The organism is Methylobacterium currus, from assembly GCF_003058325.1.
In the GTDB taxonomy this organism is placed as follows: domain Bacteria; phylum Pseudomonadota; class Alphaproteobacteria; order Rhizobiales; family Beijerinckiaceae; genus Methylobacterium; species Methylobacterium currus.
In genome coordinates, this window is sequence record NZ_CP028843.1 from 792721 (window position 1) to 810699 (window position 17979).

Here is a 17979-nt window from a genome sequence, read left to right on the forward strand (position 1 = left end):
TGCCGATCCCGTCGCCACAGGCCGCGCATCTCAAGACGCCGCGGCGGCCTTCGCGGCCTGTGCCGCCTTGATCTTCTTGCTCAGCCAGTACGAATAGCCGACATTCGTGTTCTCGACCAGGGTGGCCACGCTGGTCATGTAGTTCGTCGCCAGGTCGCCGTACTGACCGATCAGGTTGAAGTCCTGCTCGATGACCTTCGACAGGGTGTTGGCCTTGCGCAGCGACAGCGAGCCTTCGTAGATCCGCATCAGCCCGGCACGCCAGTCCTGGTCGATCTTCCAGAGTTGCTTCACGAAGGCACCCTGCATCTCGTAGAGTTCGCCGATCGTATCCGAATCGGGGCCTTCCGACAGGAGCTGTGCGGTTCCCACCGCGTTGGCGGCGCTGCGCGTCGCGATCTCGCCGACGAGCACCGTGCGGCGCAGGGGTGCGCCGACCGGCGTCGCGGCGACGGCCGGTGCCGGCAGTTGCTCGGTCGCGGTCAGGGCCGTCTGCACGAAGGCGGCGAGCGGCACCGGAAGGACGGATGCAGGCGTGGTGGTCTGGGGTATCATCACGAATTCCTCATAGGATGTCCGGCCGATCGCGTCGCGACGCAGGGATCGGCTCCGTTCGGGCAGTGCGATCCATGGCCCGGACGCGCGGCCGGTCCGCGGATCGCCGGTCCTCAGCCGCCGAGGCGCTCCAGCATGGCGTTGATCGCTTTGATCTGGACGGCGTTCTTCGAATAATAGTCGGGGTTGCGCGGGGTGGGCGAGCTGTAGCCCCACCAATCCCAGCACCCGTCGGGATTCTGCAGGTCGCCGCCGTCGCTCCCCTCCACCTGCGGGTAGAGGACGATGATGTCGTTGCTCTCGGCGATGTGGTTGTAGCCGGTCGTGGTGATGTAGCGGTTGCCGTAGGGCGGCTGGTTGGCGGTATCGGGCAGGCCCCGGACGTAGTTGACGTAATTGTAGCCCTGCTTGCAGCCGTGCAGCGCGATGTGGACCCGCGCCTGTGCCCGCCCCGCGAGCACCGCCGAGGGCACGTAGGCGTAGCCGAAGTCGCTCATGCTGGCGCGCGTGTTGCCGTCGAAGAACTCTCTCTGGTCGAAGCGGATCAGCCGCCCCGTCAGATGTTCCAGCGGCGCGTTCAATTCGCCGTAGATATGGCGGAGAATCGCATGCGACTGCATGAAGTTGCCGTTATTGATGTAAGGCGGCCGATTCTCCGCCAGAGGTGAGTCTTCGAGATTGTCGGTGATGATCGAATGACCTGCGTTGACCGTATCGTTGTACAGAATGTTGGCAGGATTGACATTGAGGCGCAGGTAGAATTCCCGCGTGCGGTTCACCACATCCGGATAGACGACGCAGTCGGATCGGCCGGTGAAGATGTACAGCCGATGATCCGGGAGGGTGTCGAGCGGGTCGATCAGGCCGTTGCCCGCCGCGTCCCGGGCCAGGGCCGCGAGATCCCCGGCATCCGGCGCCATCTGCGGAATGAGCGGGTTCATCCCGATCGCCAGCGCGCCCAGCTCGAAGGCGTCGGCCGCCAGGACGGCGGCTCCGCGGAACGACTCGGCGCAGCGGAACGGCCCGCCCGCGATGATGCCGGCCCCCTTGAACTTGCGCGAATGGGCCAGGTGCATCTGCACCGTCATGAACGCCCCGGAAGACAAGCCAGAAATAGAACTCTCGCCGCGCCGAACATCGTATCCCGACAGACGTTCGGCCATTTGGCTCTGATTGCCCATGTCCTGATCTCCCGACACGTCATGCTTGCCCGACATGTCTTTCAGACTTGGGATCTGTTATGCCCCGAGGTCAGGCCGGACCAGAGCACGACAGGGTCCATCTCGCAAGTGCGAAAAATGAGAGGAAGTTTTTTGCGGCGCCAAAAAACGTGATGGTGCGGCGATGAACGCGTATCGGTGATGAAACGCGTATCACGGTGCGGCTCAGTTCCGGCCCATGTCGCATGACTGTGGTTCTGTATCGCCCAGGGGATGAGAACGCGTTCCGCCCCGGGCGTCCGACCGGTCCTCTCCCTCTCCCGTGCCCCCTTTCCAGGTGGGCGCACGGGATCGTGAAGCCGGGCCGATTTTTGCCATGGTTGCGGCCTAGCCCTGCCGTCCACCCCGTCGCGAGGACCCGGTAACCGTTTGTTGACGGTTCTCGGCAACCTTGCGTTCACCATGGTGGCCACGCGGCCCGAGCGAGGAAGAGGGATCGTGCGAGCGCTCAAGCGTGCCGGCCGCGGGGCGGCCGACCCGGCCCGGGACTTTCTCTCCTGCCGATCCCGCTCCTGCCGTCGCGGCGCGCTGGCGCTGCTCGCCTGCCTGACGGCCGTCTTCGGCTCGACCAGCGGCACCCAGGACGCGGTCGCCAACGGCGACACCCGGACGATCTCGATCTTCCACGAGCACACCAAGGAGAGCGCCGCGATCACGTTCAAGCGTGACGGGCGCTACGACCGCGCCGCCCTCGAGCAGCTGAACTGGCTGCTGCGCGACTGGCGCCTCGACGAGCCGACCAAGATGGACCCGCGCCTGTTCGACGTGGTGTGGGAGGCCCACCGCGCCGTCGGCTCGCAGGACGCGATCCACGTCGTCTCGGCCTATCGCTCGCCCCAGACCAACGCTGCCTTACGCCGGCGCTCCCGGGCGGTGGCCGAGCACAGCCAGCACATGCTCGGCAAGGCGATGGATTTCTACCTCGCCGACGTCTCGATCGACCAGATCCGGGCGATCGGCATGCGGATGCAGCGCGGCGGCGTCGGCTGGTACCCGCAGGCCAACAGCCCCTTCGTCCATCTCGACGTCGGCTCGGTGCGGTCCTGGCCGCGGATGAGCCACGACCAGCTCGCCCGCCTCTTCCCGGACGGCCGCACCGTCCATCTGCCCGCCGACGGCCGGCCGATGCCGGGCTACGACAGCGCCAAGGCCGAGATCCTGGCGCGCGGCGGCAGCGTGATGGGCGTGAGCCAGGCGATCGCCGCGGCGGACGAGGAGGACAGCCCGAACGTCGTCGGCCAGTTCTTCGCCATGCTGTTCGGCGGATCGAAGCCCGCCGCCCCGCCGCCGGCGCCGGTGGTCCTGTCCGGACGCGCCGGCCGCGTCCGCCCGGTGGCGCTCGCCAGCGCCCAGCCGGAGGATGCCGGCACCCGCGAGGCCTTCGCCCGGGATGCATTGGCCTACGCGGCGCCGGCCGCCCCCGCCGCCCTGCTGCCGCAGACCGCATCCCGGCAGGCCGCCCTGCCGGAGCCGGTACCCGCGCAGCCGGAGGCCGCCCCGGCGGCGGCCGCCGCGCCTGAGCCCGAGCTTCGCAGCGCCGAGCCGGCGCCGGAGATGCCGTCCCGGACCACCCTGGGATCCACCCCGCTGCCGCCCCGGCGTCCCTCGGAATTCGCCGCCCTGGCGGAGGCTCTGGTCGCCGCGCCGCCGCCGCTCACCGTGCCGCTGCCGCCCGCCCGGCCGGCCTCGATCCAGGTCGCCTCGGCCGAGGCCGATCCGGCGGCCCTCGGCGCCATGCTCCAGCCGCGCCCCCGGACGATTCCCGTGCCGCCCGCGCCGGCTCCCACCGATTCGAAGGCGCAGCTGCGCGCCCTGTTCAGCGCGGCGACGGCCGCGCCGGCAGCCGAGGCCGCGACGGTCCGCATCGTCCAGCGGTCCAGGAGCGGCACCCCGCCCGCCGGCCTCGTCGCCGCCCCCGCGGGTGCCGTGGCGACCCGCTTCCAGGCCGGTTCGTCCGAGACCACGCCCAGTGCCGGCCGCTTCAGCGGCTCGGCGGTCGGGCGGCGCTGAGCGCGACAGGCGGTGAACTGGGTCGAGGCGATCGGCTATCTCGGGACCGGGCTCACCATCGCGTCGACCGCGATGAGCACCATGATCCCGCTGCGGGTCGTCTCGATCCTCGCCAGCGTGGCGGTGATGACCTACGGGCTCCTGACCGGCAGCATGCCGGTGGTGCTGACCGAAGCGATCCAGATTCCGTTCAACGCCTGGCGGCTCTACCAGATGGTCCGGCTGGTGCGCGACGTCAAGCGGGCGGCCGGGGGTGACCTCTCCCTCGACTGGCTCCGGCCCTTCGGCGAGTCCAGGCGCGTCGCCGCCGGCGCGGTGCTGTTTCGCAAGGGCGACCCGGCCGGCGAGATGTTCCTGATCGAGAGCGGCCGCTTCCGCATCGAGGAGCTGGACCTCGACATCCGGCCCGGCGCCATCGTGGGCGAGCTCGGCATGCTCTCGCCCGGCAACCTCCGCACCGGCACCCTGGTCTGCACCGAGCCCGGCATCGTCCTCGGGGTCGCCTATGCGGACGTGAAGCAGCTCTACTACCAGAACCCGGAATTCGGCTTCTCTTTCCTGAAGCTGACGAGCGAGCGCCTGTTCCAGGCGGCGCAGGCAGCCCCCGCCCGCGCCCCGGCGGGCACGGACGTGATCTGAGGCAGGGCTGCCGTCATCCCTCGATGATCGACCGGATCTTGGTCGCCAGGCCCTCGACCGGGAACGGCTTGGTGATCATCTGCATGCCGGGGCCGAGATGCCCGTTGCCGAAGGCCGCGTTCTCGGCGTAGCCGGTCATGAACAGCACCTTCAGGGTCGGGCGCACCAGCCGGGCCTGGTCGGCGAGCTGGCGGCCGTTGAGCCCGGGCAGGCCGACATCGGTCACCAGGAGGTCGATATGCGAAGCCGATTGCAGCAGGCGCAGGCCCGCCGGCCCGTCGGGCGCCTCGAGGGTGCTGTAGCCGAGCTCGTGCAGCACCTCGATCACCAGGGCCCGCACGGTCGGGTCGTCCTCCACCACCAGCACCGTCTCGCCGCGCTCGGCCCGCGGCGCCTCGCCCCGCATCTCGGCGGCCGCTTCGATCTCGCCGTGATAGCGCGGCAGGTAGAGCTTGACCGTCGTGCCCTGGCCGGCCTCCGAGTAGATCTTGACGTTGCCTTCCGACTGCTTGGCGAAGCCGTAGATCATCGAGAGCCCTAAGCCCGTGCCCTGGCCGATCGGCTTCGTGGTGAAGAACGGGTCGAAGGCGCGGGCGATCACGTCCGGCGGCATGCCGGTGCCCGTATCGGTCACGCTGATGCAGACGTATTGCCCGGCCCGCACCCCGATCTCCCGGGACGCGTAGACGTCGTCGAGATGGGCGTTGGCGGTCTCGATGGTCAGGCGCCCGCCCTCCGGCATCGCGTCGCGGGCGTTGATCGCGAGATTGAGGATCGCGTTCTCGAGCTGGTTCGGGTCGCACAAGGTCAGCCACAGGCCGCCGGCGACGACGACTTCGAGCTGCACCCGCTCGCCGAGCGTCCGGCGCATCAGCTCGTCCATCGAGCTCACCAGCCGGTTGGCGTCGACGGCCCGTGCCTCCAGCGGCTGGCGGCGCGAGAAGGCGAGGAGCCGGTGGGTCAGCGCCGCGGCGCGCTGGGCCGAGGCCATGGCGAGGCCCGCATAGCGGGTGAGGTTCTCGGTGCGGCCCTCGTTGATGCGGGTCTGCATCAGGTCGAGGGATCCGACGATGCCGGTGAGCAGGTTGTTGAAGTCGTGGGCGATGCCGCCGGTCAGCTGGCCCACCGCCTCCATCTTCTGCGACTGGCGCAACTGCTCCTCCGCCCGCTCGCGCTCGGCCACCGCCTCGCGCACCCGCGCCTCCAGGGTGTCGTTGAGCTCGCGCAAGGCCACCTCGGCCCGCTTCGACTCGGTGACGTCGTAGATCACTCCGACATGGCGCAGGCCCGAGGTCTCGGTGTCGCGGATCGCCTCGCCGCGGCGCACCAGCCAGCGCACCTCGCCGGTATCGGCCAGCCGCACCCGGGTCTCGATCGGCGGCAGCTCGCCCTCGTGGCGCTGGTCGGGGGCGAGCAGCGGCGGATCGCCCTCGACCACCAGGGCGTTGACGGCGCTCGCCGCGACGGTCCGGGCCGGCACCAGGCCGAGCAGGCTGCAGAATTGCGGCGAGGCCGCCACCGTGGCGAATCCCGGCACGTGCTCGAAGGCGCCGACCCGGCCTGCCGACTGGGCGATGCGTAACCGCTCCTCGACCCTCTTCTGCTCGGTGACCTCGACCAGGACCCCGGTGAAGCGGGCAGGCCGCCCGTCGGGGCCGAAATGGCAGCGGCCGCGGGCATGGACCCAGCGCACCGCGCCGTCCGCGGCGAGCAGGCGGTATTCCTTGTCGAACACCTCGGCCCCGCCGAGGATGCCGCTCACCGCGAGGCGGACCCGCAGGCGGTCGAGGGGATGGATGCCCGAGAAGAAGGCGCTCACCGGCAGCGGGCCGGGGCTGAGCGGCACGGTGCCGGGACGCGGCGGCGGCGTGAGGCCGGTGAGCGCCGCGAAGCGCCCATCGACGTGCAGGCGCTTCGCCGGGATGTCCCAGTCCCAGGTGCCGGCGATGCCGGCCGACGACAGGGTTAGGGTGAGCTGGCGCTGCGCCTCGGCCAGCCGCCGCTCGATATCGGCGAGTCGCTCGCGCCCGGTCTCCGCCTCGTGGACATGCGACATGTCCACCTGCGAGGCGAAGAAATTGACCAGATGGCCGGCCTCGTCGCGGATCGGGCAGATCAGCAGCTGGTTCCAGAACCGGCTGCCGTCGCGACGGTAGTTCAGGATCGTGACCCGGACCACGCGCCCCTCGCGCAGGCCCTCGCGGATCGCCGCCATCGCGCCCGGATCGGTCTCTGGCCCCTGGAGGAAACGGCAGTTCCGGCCCAGCACCTCGGCGGCCTCGTAGCCGGTGAGCGTCAGGAAGGCCTGGTTGGCGAAGACGACCGGATTGTCGGGGAGCCGGGGATCGCTGATCAGCATCGGCTGGCGCGAATGCTCCAGCGCAGCGAGCAGCGGCCCGGCGCGGGTCCGCGCCGCCGCGATGGCCGAGGCGAGCGCGGCCATCCCGTCGCTGTCGGGCGCGCTCACGCCGCCTGTCCGTCGCGGGGGCGGGCCATCACGCGTCCAGATCGCCGAGGGCACGGGCGATGAACTCGTCCACCAGCACCCGCAGGTTCTCCAGCGACGGCAGGTCCATCAGCATCGCCAGGTAGCCGCGGATGTCGCGCTCGCTCACCGAGAAGTCGATGTAGAGGAACAGCACCAGGGCCTCCGCGCCCGTCGGCGCCTCGCCCGTCTCCATCCCGAAGATCCGCGGGCCGTCACCGCGCACGATCCCGGGGAGCGACATGGTCAGCGTGCGCTGGAGCATGTTCGCCATGGTGGCGAGGCAACCGTTGAGGATGATGTTGCCGGTCTCGGCCAGGGCCTCGTCCTCGAGGGCGGCGACCTCCTCGGGCGAGAGTTCCTCGCCGGCCACGGCCCGGACCAGCTCGCGGCCGTTCTCCTGCGGGAAGATCAGGAGGGCGCGGCCCGCGAAGGCGCCCGCGAAATCCTGGTGCACCACCACGAGCGGCGCCGCCTCGCGCTCGCCGATCAACCGCGCGGCGGCCTCGCGCGAGACGATCTCCACCGACGGCACCGAGAGCAGCACCTGGGTGCCGATCATCTGGCGCAGGCTCGCGGCCGCGCGGCTGACCCCGATATTGACGAGCTCGGTGAAGGCGTCCTGCTGCAGCTCGGTCAGGCCGATCGTCGCGTCGGCATTCATGGCGTACCGCCCCGGCGCAGGCGCAGGGCCGCGCCCGAGAGGAAGCCCGCCAGCGCCTCGCCGGTGAGGGGCTTGGCGAGGAACGTCGCCTCGAGCTCGCGGGCGCGGGCGATCACCTCGTCCTGGATGTTGGCCGAGATCACCGCGATCGGCATTCCCGGCCGCTCGGCGCGCAGCTGCTCCGCGAGGGCGAGCCCGTCCCTGCCCGGCATGTTGAAGTCGAGGAGCGCCACGTCGACCGGCTCGGCCGCCACGATGGTCGCGGCCTCGTCGGCATTGGCCGCCTCGCGCACCGCCCAGTCCGGTCGGGCCTGCCGCAGCAGCCTCGCGGCGACGGCCCGGGCGAGCTTGCTGTCGTCCACGACGAGGACGGTGACGGGCATGGGAGCGGTCGAAGGCTGCGACATGACCAGCATCTAGGCGGTTTTGGCCGAAAGGGGAATGGAAAGTCCCGCCCTCCCGGCGGCCTCGCGCGATGCAGCGCCGCTTTGCCCACCGGAGAGGCCGACTTGCATCGCCGGACCATGCCTGGACCACGGCCCGGTCCCCGTCCCGGGCCCGGACAGCTCCCGCTGCCGCGGACCTGGCGAGGCGCCGGATCCCGCTACCACCACCCCCGCCGGATCGCCCCCGTCTCGCCGAAGTAGTCCGGCGCAGGCTGCACGACCGCGGGTTCCTCGGGCTCGGTCGCGGCGGCGACCGGGCGGCGGTGGCCTGAGCGGGGCGCGGCCTGCTGCTGCGCGAGGTCGCGGTGCGGGCGCGGGGCCGCGCCGGGAGCCGAGGCAGGCGCCCCGGCGGGCTTCGGCCCGGCAACCTTCGGCCCGGCGACCTTCGGCTTGTGGCCGGCTTCCGGCGGCAGCGCTTCGCTCGACAGGCCGAGCGCCACCTTCACCCGGGCATTGACGCCGTAGAGGTCGGGCAGGCTGCGCAAGCTCCCGGTCGAATCGGCCTCCAGGGTGAAGTAGGCGAGGTGGACCGGCAGCTTCTCGGGCAGCATCACGGTGCGCTCGCCCTTGCCGATCAGCTTCTGCAGGCGCTCGGTCGGCCAGTGCGGCCCGAGCACCACCTGCGCGAAGCGGAACGGATCGTCGACGCGCACGCAGCCATGGCTCAGCGCCCGCTCCGAGCGGGAGAACAGGCTGCGGTTCGGCGTGTCGTGCAGGTAGACCGCGTGGTCGTTGGGGAACATGAACTTGATGAAGCCGAGCGCGTTGCGCTCGCCCGGCGGCTGCCGGATCGCGATGCCGTTGCCGCGCTTCACCACCTGGTAGCCGAGCCGCGCCGCGTAGTTCGGGTCGCGGGCGAGGCCCGGGAGGAACTGGCTCTTCAGGATCGAGGGCGGCACCGTCCAGGACGGGTTGACCACCGCGTAGGTCATCTCGCCGGAGAAGATCGGTGTCGGGGAATCGGGCTTGCCGACGATCACCCGCGCCTCGTCGAGGACGCGGCCGTCGCGCATCACCCGCACCTTGTACTCGGGGATGTTGACGAAGACGTGGGTACGGCCGAGATCCGCCGGCAGCCAGCGCCAGCGCTCCATGTTGGCCAGGATGTCCGCCTCCTGCTTGCCCGGGCTCGAGCCCGCGAGCGCCGCCACGGTGGCCGGATCGAGGACGCCGCTGGCCTTCATGCCGCGCTCGCGCTGGAAGCTCGCCACCGCCGTCGCCACGCCCTCGTCGTAGGCGGTAGCATCCTGCGCGCCGCCGAGACCGAACCGGGCGCGGATCAGCGGCACCCGCGGGTCGCGCATGCCGGTCTTCAGCGCTGGGCCCTTCGGCAGGCGCACCATCGGCACGGCGCGGTTCGGCTGCTGGGCCCGCACGCTCGCGAGCTTCGCCTTGAGGGCGAGGTAGCCGGGTTGCGCCGGATTGTAGGCCTGGAGCAGGCCGCCGGCACTCGCGGCCGCCGGGGTGAGCCGGGCCAGCACCGCGTCGGCGGCCGGCAGATCGAGCTTCGGGGTGATGAAGCGCGACAGGCGCGACGGCTCGATGCGGCTGCCGCGGGCGTCGCGAGCATAGAGCACGGCGGCGGCGGAGAGCTTCAGGTCCGCCTCGGCCCGGTCCGCCGGCTTGGCGTGGGGCGGGTCGAGGAGCGGGATCGGGTAGGCGAGGGGGTCGAGCCCGTCCTCGCCCGCCGCCTGCAGCCGGGCGATCACCGCCTTGGCGGCCTCGGTCCAGCCGGTTTCGGTGAGCCAGACCGACTTGAAGGCGCCGAGCGCGTAGAAGGCCTGGATCGCCTCGCGCTGCTTCGTGTTCAGGCGGCGGATCAGGCTGAAATTCGGGTCGGCGAGGCGCGCCGCCACCACCTCGGCGACCGGGTCGCCGGGGGCGGGCGGGGGCAGGGCGGGGCCTGAGGCCTCCGCCGGCGCAGCCGGCGCATCCGCGGGCGGCGGTGCCGGGCTGCCCGGGAGGGCCGCAGGCTGGACCGGGGCGGCCTCGGGCGGGGCGGCAGAGGGTTCGGTCGCAGCGGCAGGCTTCGGCGGAGCCTCGGCCTGGGGAGCGTCCGTACCGGGCTTGGGAGTATCCGTGCCGGGCTCGGACATCTCCGTGACGGGCTTGGACATCTCCGTGCCGGGCTTGGGCCCGTCCGGGATCGCGGTGATCGCGGGAGGCGGCGTCGCAGGCACGCCCGCCACGGCGTCCGGCGCCGCGGCGGCGCCCTCGGCCCGCGCTGGCGGCAGCCCGGATTGCGCCGCCAGCAGCACCGCGAGGGCCGCTGCCGCGCCCGCGTTCCGGCCGGTCCTGCGCTTGGGAGCCATGGTCCTCTCCTCGAAGCCGCGGCCGGGAGAGCGGCCACGCTGGTCAATCTAGACTAGTAAACACGTCGGCGCATGCCGTGCCATCGCACGGCAGCCACACTCCGGCGGCATGCAACCTTGGGCGTCCGCGGTGTGTTGTGGCGCACCACGGCGGTGATCGCGGTGCGAAACCCGGAATGGTGACCTTGCTGCTCCGCCCGCCGCCCGCCCAAGACCCGCGAAATGCGGTTTTCTTCGGACCGGACCGTGCGCGGGCGTGAAGATCAGGCGGCGTCCTCGGCTTTCTCGTCGTCGAGGCCGAGTTCCTTCAACTTGCGATAGAGGGTGGAGCGGCCGATGCCGAGCCGGCGCGAGACTTCCGACATCCGCCCGCGATAGAATTGCAGGGCGTAGCGGATGATCTCGCCCTCCAACCCCTCCATCGTCTTCATCTCGCCCGTCTCCTCGGCGACGAGGGAGAGGGCGTGGGGATCGCGCACCTCGACACGGACGATCTCTCGCACCGGGGCCGGAGCGGTGCCGGGCTCGGGCGCCGCCGGAGCCGGGGGAATGCGCACGTCGAAGCCCTGGACCTGGGCGGCGATCTGCGGGAACTCCGCCACGGTCAGCTCGTCGCCGTCGGCGAGCACCACGGCACGGAACAGCGCGTTCTCGAGCTGGCGCACGTTGCCGGGCCAGTCGTAGCGGGTGATGAGCGCCATCGCCTCGGCGGCGATGCCGCGGACCCGCTTGCCCTCCTCCGCCGCGAAGCGGGCGCAGAACGAGCGGGCGAGGTCCGGGATGTCCTCGCGCCGGGCCCGCAGGGGCGGCAGGGTCATCGGGAAGACGTTGAGGCGGTAATACAGGTCCTCGCGGAAGCGGCCCTGCTTGACGAGGTCGAGGAGCGAGCGGTTCGTCGCCGAGATCAGCCGGATGTCGACCCGCACGCTCTTGCGCCCGCCGACCGGATCGACCTCGCCCTCCTGGAGGGCGCGCAGGAGCTTCACCTGCGCGTCGAGGGGCAGTTCGCCGATCTCGTCGAGGAACAGCGTGCCGCCGGAGGCCTCGACGAACTTGCCGAGATGCCGCTCGGTGGCGCCGGTGAACGCCCCCTTCTCGTGGCCGAACAGGGTCGATTCGACGAGGTTGTCGGGGATCGCCCCGCAATTGACCGTGACGAAGGGCTTGCCGCGCCGCTCGCCCGATCCCTGGATCGCGCGGGCCAGCACCTCCTTGCCGACGCCGGACTCGCCCTCGATCAGGACCGGGATGGTCGACTTCGCCGCCCGCTCGGCGAGCCGCATCACCCGGCCCATGTCCGGGCTTTTCGAAGTCAGGTCGCGGAAGCTGAGGGCGCCGGAGGCCCGCCGCCGCATGCGCCGGATCTCGTCCTGGAGCTGGTCGACCTGGAGCGCGTTGCGGATCGAGACCTGCAGCCGCTCGGGGCCGGCGGGCTTGACCACGAAATCGACCGCGCCGGCCCGCATGGCGTTGACCACGGCGTCGATCGAGCCGTTCGCCGTCTGGACGATCACCGGCGTGTCGATGCCGGCCTTGCGCAGCTCGGCGAGCACCCCGAGCCCGTCGAGGCCGCCCGGCATCGCGAGGTCGAGCAGCACCACGTCGATGCTGGAATCGGGCGACCGGATGGCGTCGAGCCCGGCGGCTCCGCTCTCGGCCACCACGGCCTCGTATCCGAGGCGCCGCACCATGGCCTCCGCCAGCCGGCGCTGCACGGGATCGTCGTCGACGATGAGGACCGTGGTGGTCATCTGTTCTCCTCGGAGGACCGGCGCCGGGGAGCACCGCCCTGAAAGCCGTCGCGGCGCCCGGCCCCGGCGAGCGGGCTCCCGGCGAATCACGCGGCTGTTTCGTTTCGAGCCGTATGCTGCGTCACAAGCGTAAAGTGGCTCTTAACGCCAACGAGAGGTTACCGGCGGCGGGGCGCCTCGCGCGGCAATCGCCGCGGGCTCGGTTGATCGCGGGCCGGCGGCGGCCGATATGTCCTCGGCATCGTCTGCCAGAGATGGTTCGCCAGCGATCGTCTGGCCTAAAAGGAATATCGTCCATGCCGCTGAGTGCCGCCGCGCCGTCGGACAGCGCCCTGAGCACCGCCCAGGCCACGGCCCGCGCCGTCGATCTCGGGCCGCTGCCGGAATGGGACCTGTCCGACCTTTATGCCGGCCTCGACGACCCGGCCTTCGCCGACGACCTTGCGACAGCCGAGTCCGAGTGCCGGGGCTTCGCCGACAGCTATCGCGGCCGCGTCAGGGACCTGGTGTCCGGCGAGGGCGCGTCCGACGGTCTCGGCACCGCCGTCGCCGCCTACGAGGCGATCGAGGACCGGCTCGGCCGGCTGATGTCCTATGCGGGCCTCGTCTATTCGGGCGACACCACCGACCCGGCGAGGGCGAAGTTCTACGGCGACACCCAGGAGCGGCTGACGAATGCGGCCAGCGACCTCCTGTTCTTCACCCTCGAGCTCAACCGGATCGAGGATGCGCTGATCGACGCGGCCGCGGCCCACCCGCCGCTCGCGCGCTACCGCCCCTGGCTCGAGGATATTCGCCGCGAGAAGCCGCACCAGCTGAGCGACGAGGCGGAGAAGCTCTTCCTCGAGAAGTCGGTGACCGGGCGCGCGGCCTGGAACCGGCTGTTCGACGAGACCATCGCGTCCCTCCGTTTCCCCCTGCGCGGCGAGGAGCTGACGCTGGAGCCGACGCTCAACAAGCTCCAGGATCCCGACGAGACATTGCGCCGGGACGCCGCCGGGGCGCTCAGCACCGTATTCCGGGCGAACCTGCGGGTGTTCACGCTGATCACCAACACGCTCGCCAAGGACAAGGAGATCTCCGACCGCTGGCGCGGCTTCACCGACGTGGCGGATGCCCGCCACCTCGCCAACCGCGTCGAGCGCGACACCGTCGAGGCCCTGGTCGCCGCCGTGCAGGCGGCCTATCCGCGCCTGTCGCACCGCTACTACAAGCTGAAGGCGCGGTGGTTCGGCCGGGACGACCTGGCCTATTGGGACCGCAACGCGCCGCTGCCGAAGGTCGAGCAGCGCACGATCCCCTGGGCCGAGGCGCGCGAGACCGTGCTGTCCGCCTACGGCGCCTTCTCGCCGAAGATGGCCGAGATCGCCCGGCGCTTCTTCGACGGCAGCTGGATCGACGCGCCGGTGCGGCCCGGCAAGGCGCCGGGCGCCTTCGCGCACCCGACCGTGCCCTCGGCCCATCCCTTCGTGCTCGTGAACTACCAGGGCAAGCCGCGGGACGTGATGACGCTCGCCCACGAGCTCGGCCACGGCGTGCACCAGGTGCTGGCGGCGCCGAACGGCGCGCTGATGGCGCCGACGCCGCTGACGCTGGCCGAGACCGCCAGCGTGTTCGGCGAGATGCTGACCTTCCGCCGCGTGCTGGAGGCCACTACCGACCCGGTGCAGCGCCGGGCGATGCTGGCTGCCAAGGTCGAGGACATGATCAACACGGTGGTGCGCCAGATCGCGTTCTACGCCTTCGAACGCAAGGTCCACCTCGCCCGCCGCGAGGGCGAGCTGACCGCCGACAAGGTCAACGCCCTGTGGATGTCGGTGCAGGCAGAGAGCTTGGGGCCGGCGATCCGCCTCGACGAGGGCTACGAGCCGTACTGGGCCTATATCCCGCACTTCATCCACTCGCCGTTCTACGTCTACGCCTACGCCTTCGGCGACTGCCTGGTGAACTCGCTCTACGGCGTCTACCAGCGGGCGAGCGGCGACAAGGCGGCAGAGGAAGCCTTCGTCGAGCGCTACTTCGCGCTGCTCTCGGCCGGCGGCAGCAAGCCCTATGGCGAGTTGCTGGCGCCGTTCGGGCTGGACGCCCGCGACCCGGCCTTCTGGCAGATCGGCCTGTCGATGATCGAGGGGATGATCGCCGAGCTGGAGGCGATGGAGGCGTAGGCCCCGGAGGGTGGCATAGCGCCAAAGCGTCATCGAACCGTCGTAACCGGCCCCTAGCGACGGCGACCGGGTGCGGCGGCGTCCCGGTCGTTCCCCGTTTGGACAAGCGGGGACGCGAAGGACGCCCGATGCCCCCCCTCCTCAGCGACGAACCCGCCCTGCCGGGCCTGATCTGGGCGATGCGGTTCGACGCGGCCGGGCGCGGGCGGCTGGTCGGGCCCGGCGAGGAGATTCCGGCGTTGGGCCGCTTCGGCGAGGGCTTCGTCTGGCTCCACGTCAACCTCAACGACGCGAGGGTGCCGGCCCTGGTGGCGGAGGGGCGGTTCGGCCCGCCCGACCTCGCGGCGGCGGCCTTCGCCAGCGATCCGCACCAGCGGGTCACCGTCGAGGACGGACAGGTCGGCGGCGTCATCGCCGATCTCACCCGGGACGCCGACCTCGCCCGCGACGCCGAGGCGCCTGCCGTACCGGAGCGCCTGCCCGACGCCGCCGGGCGGCTGCATTTCGTGCTCGGGCCGAACTACCTCGTCAGCGGGCGCCGGCACCCGATCGTCGGGCCCGATGCGGTGCGCGAGGCGATCGCCGAGGGGAGGGCGCTGCCAGGGCCGGTGGCACTGCTCGAGACGCTGATCGACCGGGTCGCCGCGGCGATCGGCGCCCGGGGCGCGATCCTGTCCGAGCGCCTCGACGGGATCGAGGACCACATCCTCGACGAGCGCATCCGCGCGGAGACCCGCCAGCTCGGGCCGATCCGCCGCGACGCCGTGCGGCTGCACCGCCAGCTCAACGGCCTGCGGGCGGTGTTCCACCGCCTGGAGGAGGATGGCGAGGACCTGCCGGAGGAGACCCTGGAGGCCGCCGCGCGCATCGCCCAGCGCCTCGACGCGCTGGACCGCGACATGGTGGTGCTGGCCGAGCGCAGCCGGCTCCTGCAGGAAGAGCTCTCCGGCCTGCTCGCCCGCCAGTCGAACCGCCAGCTCCACACCCTGTCGATCCTGACCGCGTTGTTCCTGCCGCCGACCCTGGTCACCGGCCTGTTCGGCATGAACACCAAGAACCTGCCCTTCGCCGACTGGGAGGACGGCTCGACGGCGGCGATCGGAATCGCCGTCCTGTCCGCCGCGGCGGCCTTCCTGTTGATCCGCCGGCTCGGGCTCGGCGGGCAGAGGGGGTGAGGCTCAGCCGAGCTTGCGGCGCCCGGACAGCTCCGCCACCGCGATGCCGCCGAGCACGAGGGCGAGGGCCGAGGCCTCGACGAGGCCGAAGGGCTCGCCCACCAGACCCACCGCCAGGATCGCCCCGAAGGCCGGCACCAGGTTGTTGAACAGGCCGGCGCGGTTCGGGCCGATCGTTTCGACCCCGCGCATATAGGCGAGCTGCGCCACCAGCGACGGCCCGAGCGCCGTGAAGGCGATCAGCGCCCAGCCGGCGGCGCCGGGCCAGAGGATGCGGCCGGCCGCCCACTCGCCGGCGAGCAGCGGCAGCGAGGTCGCCCAGGCCGCCACCGCCATGGCGGCGAAGAAGGCCAGGGCCGGCACCGCCGGCCGCAGGGGCAGGGCGACCGTGTAGCCGGCGTAGAACAGGCAGGCCAGCAGCACCAGGAGGTCGCCGCGGTTGACGTCGAGGGCGCGCAGCCGCGCGAGGTCGCCGTGGCTCGCCACCAGCACCACCCCGGCGAGCGTGATGGCGGCGCCGAGGAACTGGCCGCCCCGCACCGCGACGCCGCGGACGAGGAAGTTCAGGAGCAGCACCAGGACCGGGATCGTGCCCTCGATCAAGGACAGGTTCACGGCGCTCGTCAGCGCCCCCGCCTCGTAGGCCAGCGCGTTGAAGCCGGTATAGCCGAAGCCGCCCATCAGCAGGATCAGCGGCCAATGCGCCAGCAGGGCGCGACGGTGCGCCCATGTCTCGCGCCCGGCCAGGAGCGCGATCGCCGTGAGGGCGATCGACCAGCGCAAGGCGACCAGGGCCTGCGGCGAGACGAGGCCGACGGCGACCTTGCTCGCCACCGCGTTGCCGGCCCAGAGCAGGGTCGCGAAGGCGAGAAGCGCGTAGGCGGTCGCGGCCGAACGGCCGTGCCTCACGCCGATTTCCTCACGCCCGGTTCCTCACGCCCGGTTCCTCACGCCAAGGCCATCAGGAAGCGCTCGATCAGCTCCAGGGCCCGCTGGGTCATGGCGAGGTTGTAGCGGATGAACACGTGGCAGCCGCCGGTATAGACCGACGTGTAGCCGCCATTGTTGGCCGCCGCCCAGCGCATCGACATGAACAGCGTGTCGTCGAGGAGGGGATCGCGGGTGCCGACCGAGAACAGGGCCGGGGGCAGGCCGGCGAGGTCGGCATAGAGCGGCGACACGTCGGGCGAGCGCCGGGCCACGCCCTCCGGCACGAAGCCGTCGGCGAAGCGGCGTATGTCGGTGGAGTTGAGGACCAGGCGCTCCTCGCCCCAGTTGCGGGCGCTCGCGGTGACGCCGAGGTCGTAGAGGCCCGAAAACAGGTTGGCGCCGCGAAACGCCTTCGGCAGCCGGTGGCGGTCGCGCAGGCGCAGGAGCGTCATCACGCTCAGATGCGCGCCGACCGATTCGCCGCCGATGGTCAGCGCCTCGACCCCGAACAGCTTGCGGCCCTCGTGGTAGAGCCAGAGCGCCGCCGCCTCGCAATCGTCGATCGGGGCCGGGTAGGGGTGCTCGGGCGCCAGCCGGTACCCCACCGAGACGCAGACGAAGCCGCAGCGCTCGGCGATGCGCTCGAGCCAGGGATCCTGCTCGTCGGCGGCGCCCCAGACCCAGCCGCCGGAATGGATGTGCAGGTAGGCGCCCCGGGCTTTCCGCTGCGGCCGGATCACCCGCAGGGCCAACGGCCCGCCGGGGCCCGGAATCGTGATCGTCTCCGCCCGGGCGCTGCGGGGCATCGCCGGATAGGCGAAGCTGCCGCGCCGGCGGCGCTCGCGCACCTCCTCCACCGGCATGGACCAGGGATCCGGCGCCTGGGCCTGGGCGGCGATGATCTCCCGGTTCAGCCGCTCGGCCTCGGGGTCGGCTTTCGCCGGGTCGAAGAGCGCGTGGTCGATCATGCTCGGGGTATCAATCTCGTGGCGCTGCGCCGCCGGCGCGGGCGGCGGAGCGTCTCGGGGTTGCGGGCGGGCCACCGTCCAGCCCGGTATGGCACACCGGGTATCTTGGGATAATCCGCAAAGGTTGCCATCTCAGGTCCGGATTGCCAAACGGTGCAATGCGTCAGGCCACGCAGGGTTTCGTCCGGGATGTGGCAATCCCGCAACGCTTGGGTTGCGCCGCGTCACGGTTGACCGTCTATCCGCCACGGCAGGGCCGCGAGGAAGCATGAGCGAGCAGAGATTCCAACGCCCCTTCGGCGGGCAAGGTCCGGGCCCCCGCGGGAGCGGCGATTTCGGGCAGGATCCCTACGGTCAGGGCTCCGGCGGCCACGATCCGGGATACCGGGACAGGCCGTCGAACCTGCACCGCTTCCTCGGCGGCTCGCCGGGGGCGGTGCTGGTGCGGCTGGTGTTCCTCTCGCTCCTCGTCGGCGCCGGCATGGCGATGATGGGGGTGACGCCTGGGCTGCTCTTCGCCCAGGCCTACGACACCATCCACGCGCTGATCGCGCTGGGCTTCGACACCTTCCACGATGCCGGCCGCTGGTTCGTCGCCGGCGCCGTGGTGGTGGTGCCGCTCTGGTTCCTCTCGCGCCTCTTCGCCCGCGGCCGCTGAC

General features: G+C 71.5%; 14 protein-coding genes. 5 read left to right on the top strand and 9 right to left on the bottom strand.

Annotated features, from left to right (window positions below; all coding sequences use genetic code 11):
• Positions 1-30: 30 nt before the first annotated feature.
• Entirely contained in the window at positions 31-558 is a 528-nt protein-coding gene (locus DA075_RS03630) for a hypothetical protein (RefSeq protein WP_123834120.1), read from the bottom strand.
• 110 nt (positions 559-668) lie between these two features.
• Entirely contained in the window at positions 669-1736 is a 1068-nt protein-coding gene (locus tag DA075_RS03635; RefSeq protein WP_099952053.1) for an extracellular catalytic domain type 2 short-chain-length polyhydroxyalkanoate depolymerase, read from the bottom strand.
• 477 nt (positions 1737-2213) lie between these two features.
• Here DA075_RS03635 and DA075_RS03640 point away from each other — a divergent pair, with 477 nt between their 5' ends.
• Entirely contained in the window at positions 2214-3785 is a 1572-nt protein-coding gene (locus DA075_RS03640) for a peptidoglycan L,D-endopeptidase MepK (RefSeq protein WP_420813106.1), read from the top strand.
• 12 nt (positions 3786-3797) lie between these two features.
• Positions 3798-4424 carry a Crp/Fnr family transcriptional regulator gene (locus DA075_RS03645; protein WP_099952054.1) on the top strand — a complete coding sequence of 209 codons (627 nt, stop codon included), beginning with the start codon at positions 3798-3800 and terminating at the stop codon, positions 4422-4424.
• A gap of 13 nt (positions 4425-4437) precedes the next feature.
• Here the strand turns inward: DA075_RS03645 and DA075_RS03650 are convergent, their stop codons facing one another.
• The 5 genes from DA075_RS03650 to DA075_RS03670 all read right to left on the bottom strand — a co-directional run bounded on the left by DA075_RS03650 (position 4438) and on the right by DA075_RS03670 (position 12082).
• On the bottom strand, positions 4438-6867 hold the full coding sequence (locus DA075_RS03650) for a PAS domain S-box protein (protein WP_099952055.1): 2430 nt from the start codon (positions 6865-6867) through the stop codon (positions 4438-4440).
• A 52-nt stretch (positions 6868-6919) separates the two neighbouring features.
• Complete coding sequence (locus DA075_RS03655; protein WP_099952056.1) at positions 6920-7573, bottom strand: chemotaxis protein CheX; 654 nt, start codon at positions 7571-7573, stop codon at positions 6920-6922.
• Positions 7570-7956, bottom strand: coding sequence for a response regulator transcription factor (locus DA075_RS03660; protein ID WP_099956381.1), 387 nt, complete (start codon positions 7954-7956; stop codon positions 7570-7572). Before DA075_RS03660 ends, DA075_RS03655 begins: the two co-directional genes overlap by 4 nt.
• 221 nt (positions 7957-8177) lie before the next feature.
• Complete coding sequence (locus DA075_RS03665) at positions 8178-10331, bottom strand: L,D-transpeptidase family protein (RefSeq protein WP_244936497.1); 2154 nt, start codon at positions 10329-10331, stop codon at positions 8178-8180.
• A gap of 263 nt (positions 10332-10594) precedes the next feature.
• Positions 10595-12082 carry a sigma-54-dependent transcriptional regulator gene (locus DA075_RS03670; RefSeq protein ID WP_099952057.1) on the bottom strand — a complete coding sequence of 496 codons (1488 nt, stop codon included), beginning with the start codon at positions 12080-12082 and terminating at the stop codon, positions 10595-10597.
• Positions 12083-12378: 296 nt separating this feature from the next.
• Here DA075_RS03670 and DA075_RS03675 point away from each other — a divergent pair, with 296 nt between their 5' ends.
• Positions 12379-14247 (top strand): M3 family oligoendopeptidase, encoded by a 1869-nt coding sequence (locus DA075_RS03675; RefSeq protein ID WP_099952058.1) that lies wholly within the window; start codon positions 12379-12381, stop codon positions 14245-14247.
• Positions 14248-14375: 128 nt separating this feature from the next.
• Positions 14376-15422 carry a CorA family divalent cation transporter gene (locus DA075_RS03680; protein ID WP_232386390.1) on the top strand — a complete coding sequence of 349 codons (1047 nt, stop codon included), beginning with the start codon at positions 14376-14378 and terminating at the stop codon, positions 15420-15422.
• Between the two features lie 3 nt (positions 15423-15425).
• Here DA075_RS03680 and DA075_RS03685 read toward each other — a convergent pair whose 3' ends face one another.
• The gene (locus DA075_RS03685) at positions 15426-16337 is read right to left on the bottom strand and encodes a DMT family transporter (RefSeq protein ID WP_099952059.1); all 912 of its coding nucleotides are present in this window, start codon (positions 16335-16337) and stop codon (positions 15426-15428) included.
• A 32-nt stretch (positions 16338-16369) separates the two neighbouring features.
• Positions 16370-17320: an alpha/beta hydrolase gene (locus DA075_RS03690; protein WP_099952060.1), complete on the bottom strand. Its 951-nt coding sequence runs from the start codon at positions 17318-17320 to the stop codon at positions 16370-16372.
• Between the two features lie 268 nt (positions 17321-17588).
• Here DA075_RS03690 and DA075_RS03695 point away from each other — a divergent pair, with 268 nt between their 5' ends.
• On the top strand, positions 17589-17978 hold the full coding sequence (locus DA075_RS03695) for a DUF6460 domain-containing protein (protein WP_099952061.1): 390 nt from the start codon (positions 17589-17591) through the stop codon (positions 17976-17978).
• Position 17979: the final 1 nt, after the last annotated feature.

Excerpts from the sequence above, each read along its gene's own strand:
- DA075_RS03635 (WP_099952053.1), bottom strand. The coding sequence starts at position 1,736 with ATGGGCAATCAGAGCCAAATGGCCGAACGTCTGTCGGGATACGATGTT.
- DA075_RS03655 (WP_099952056.1), bottom strand. The coding sequence starts at position 7,573 with ATGAATGCCGACGCGACGATCGGCCTGACCGAGCTGCAGCAGGACGCC.
- DA075_RS03675 (WP_099952058.1), top strand. The coding sequence starts at position 12,379 with ATGCCGCTGAGTGCCGCCGCGCCGTCGGACAGCGCCCTGAGCACCGCC.
- DA075_RS03660 (WP_099956381.1), bottom strand. The coding sequence starts at position 7,956 with ATGCCCGTCACCGTCCTCGTCGTGGACGACAGCAAGCTCGCCCGGGCC.
- DA075_RS03650 (WP_099952055.1), bottom strand. The coding sequence starts at position 6,867 with ATGGCCGCGCTCGCCTCGGCCATCGCGGCGGCGCGGACCCGCGCCGGG.
- DA075_RS03680 (WP_232386390.1), top strand. The coding sequence starts at position 14,376 with ATGCCCCCCCTCCTCAGCGACGAACCCGCCCTGCCGGGCCTGATCTGG.
- DA075_RS03690 (WP_099952060.1), bottom strand. The coding sequence starts at position 17,320 with ATGATCGACCACGCGCTCTTCGACCCGGCGAAAGCCGACCCCGAGGCC.
- DA075_RS03665 (WP_244936497.1), bottom strand. The coding sequence starts at position 10,331 with ATGGCTCCCAAGCGCAGGACCGGCCGGAACGCGGGCGCGGCAGCGGCC.
- DA075_RS03670 (WP_099952057.1), bottom strand. The coding sequence starts at position 12,082 with ATGACCACCACGGTCCTCATCGTCGACGACGATCCCGTGCAGCGCCGG.
- DA075_RS03695 (WP_099952061.1), top strand. The coding sequence starts at position 17,589 with ATGAGCGAGCAGAGATTCCAACGCCCCTTCGGCGGGCAAGGTCCGGGC.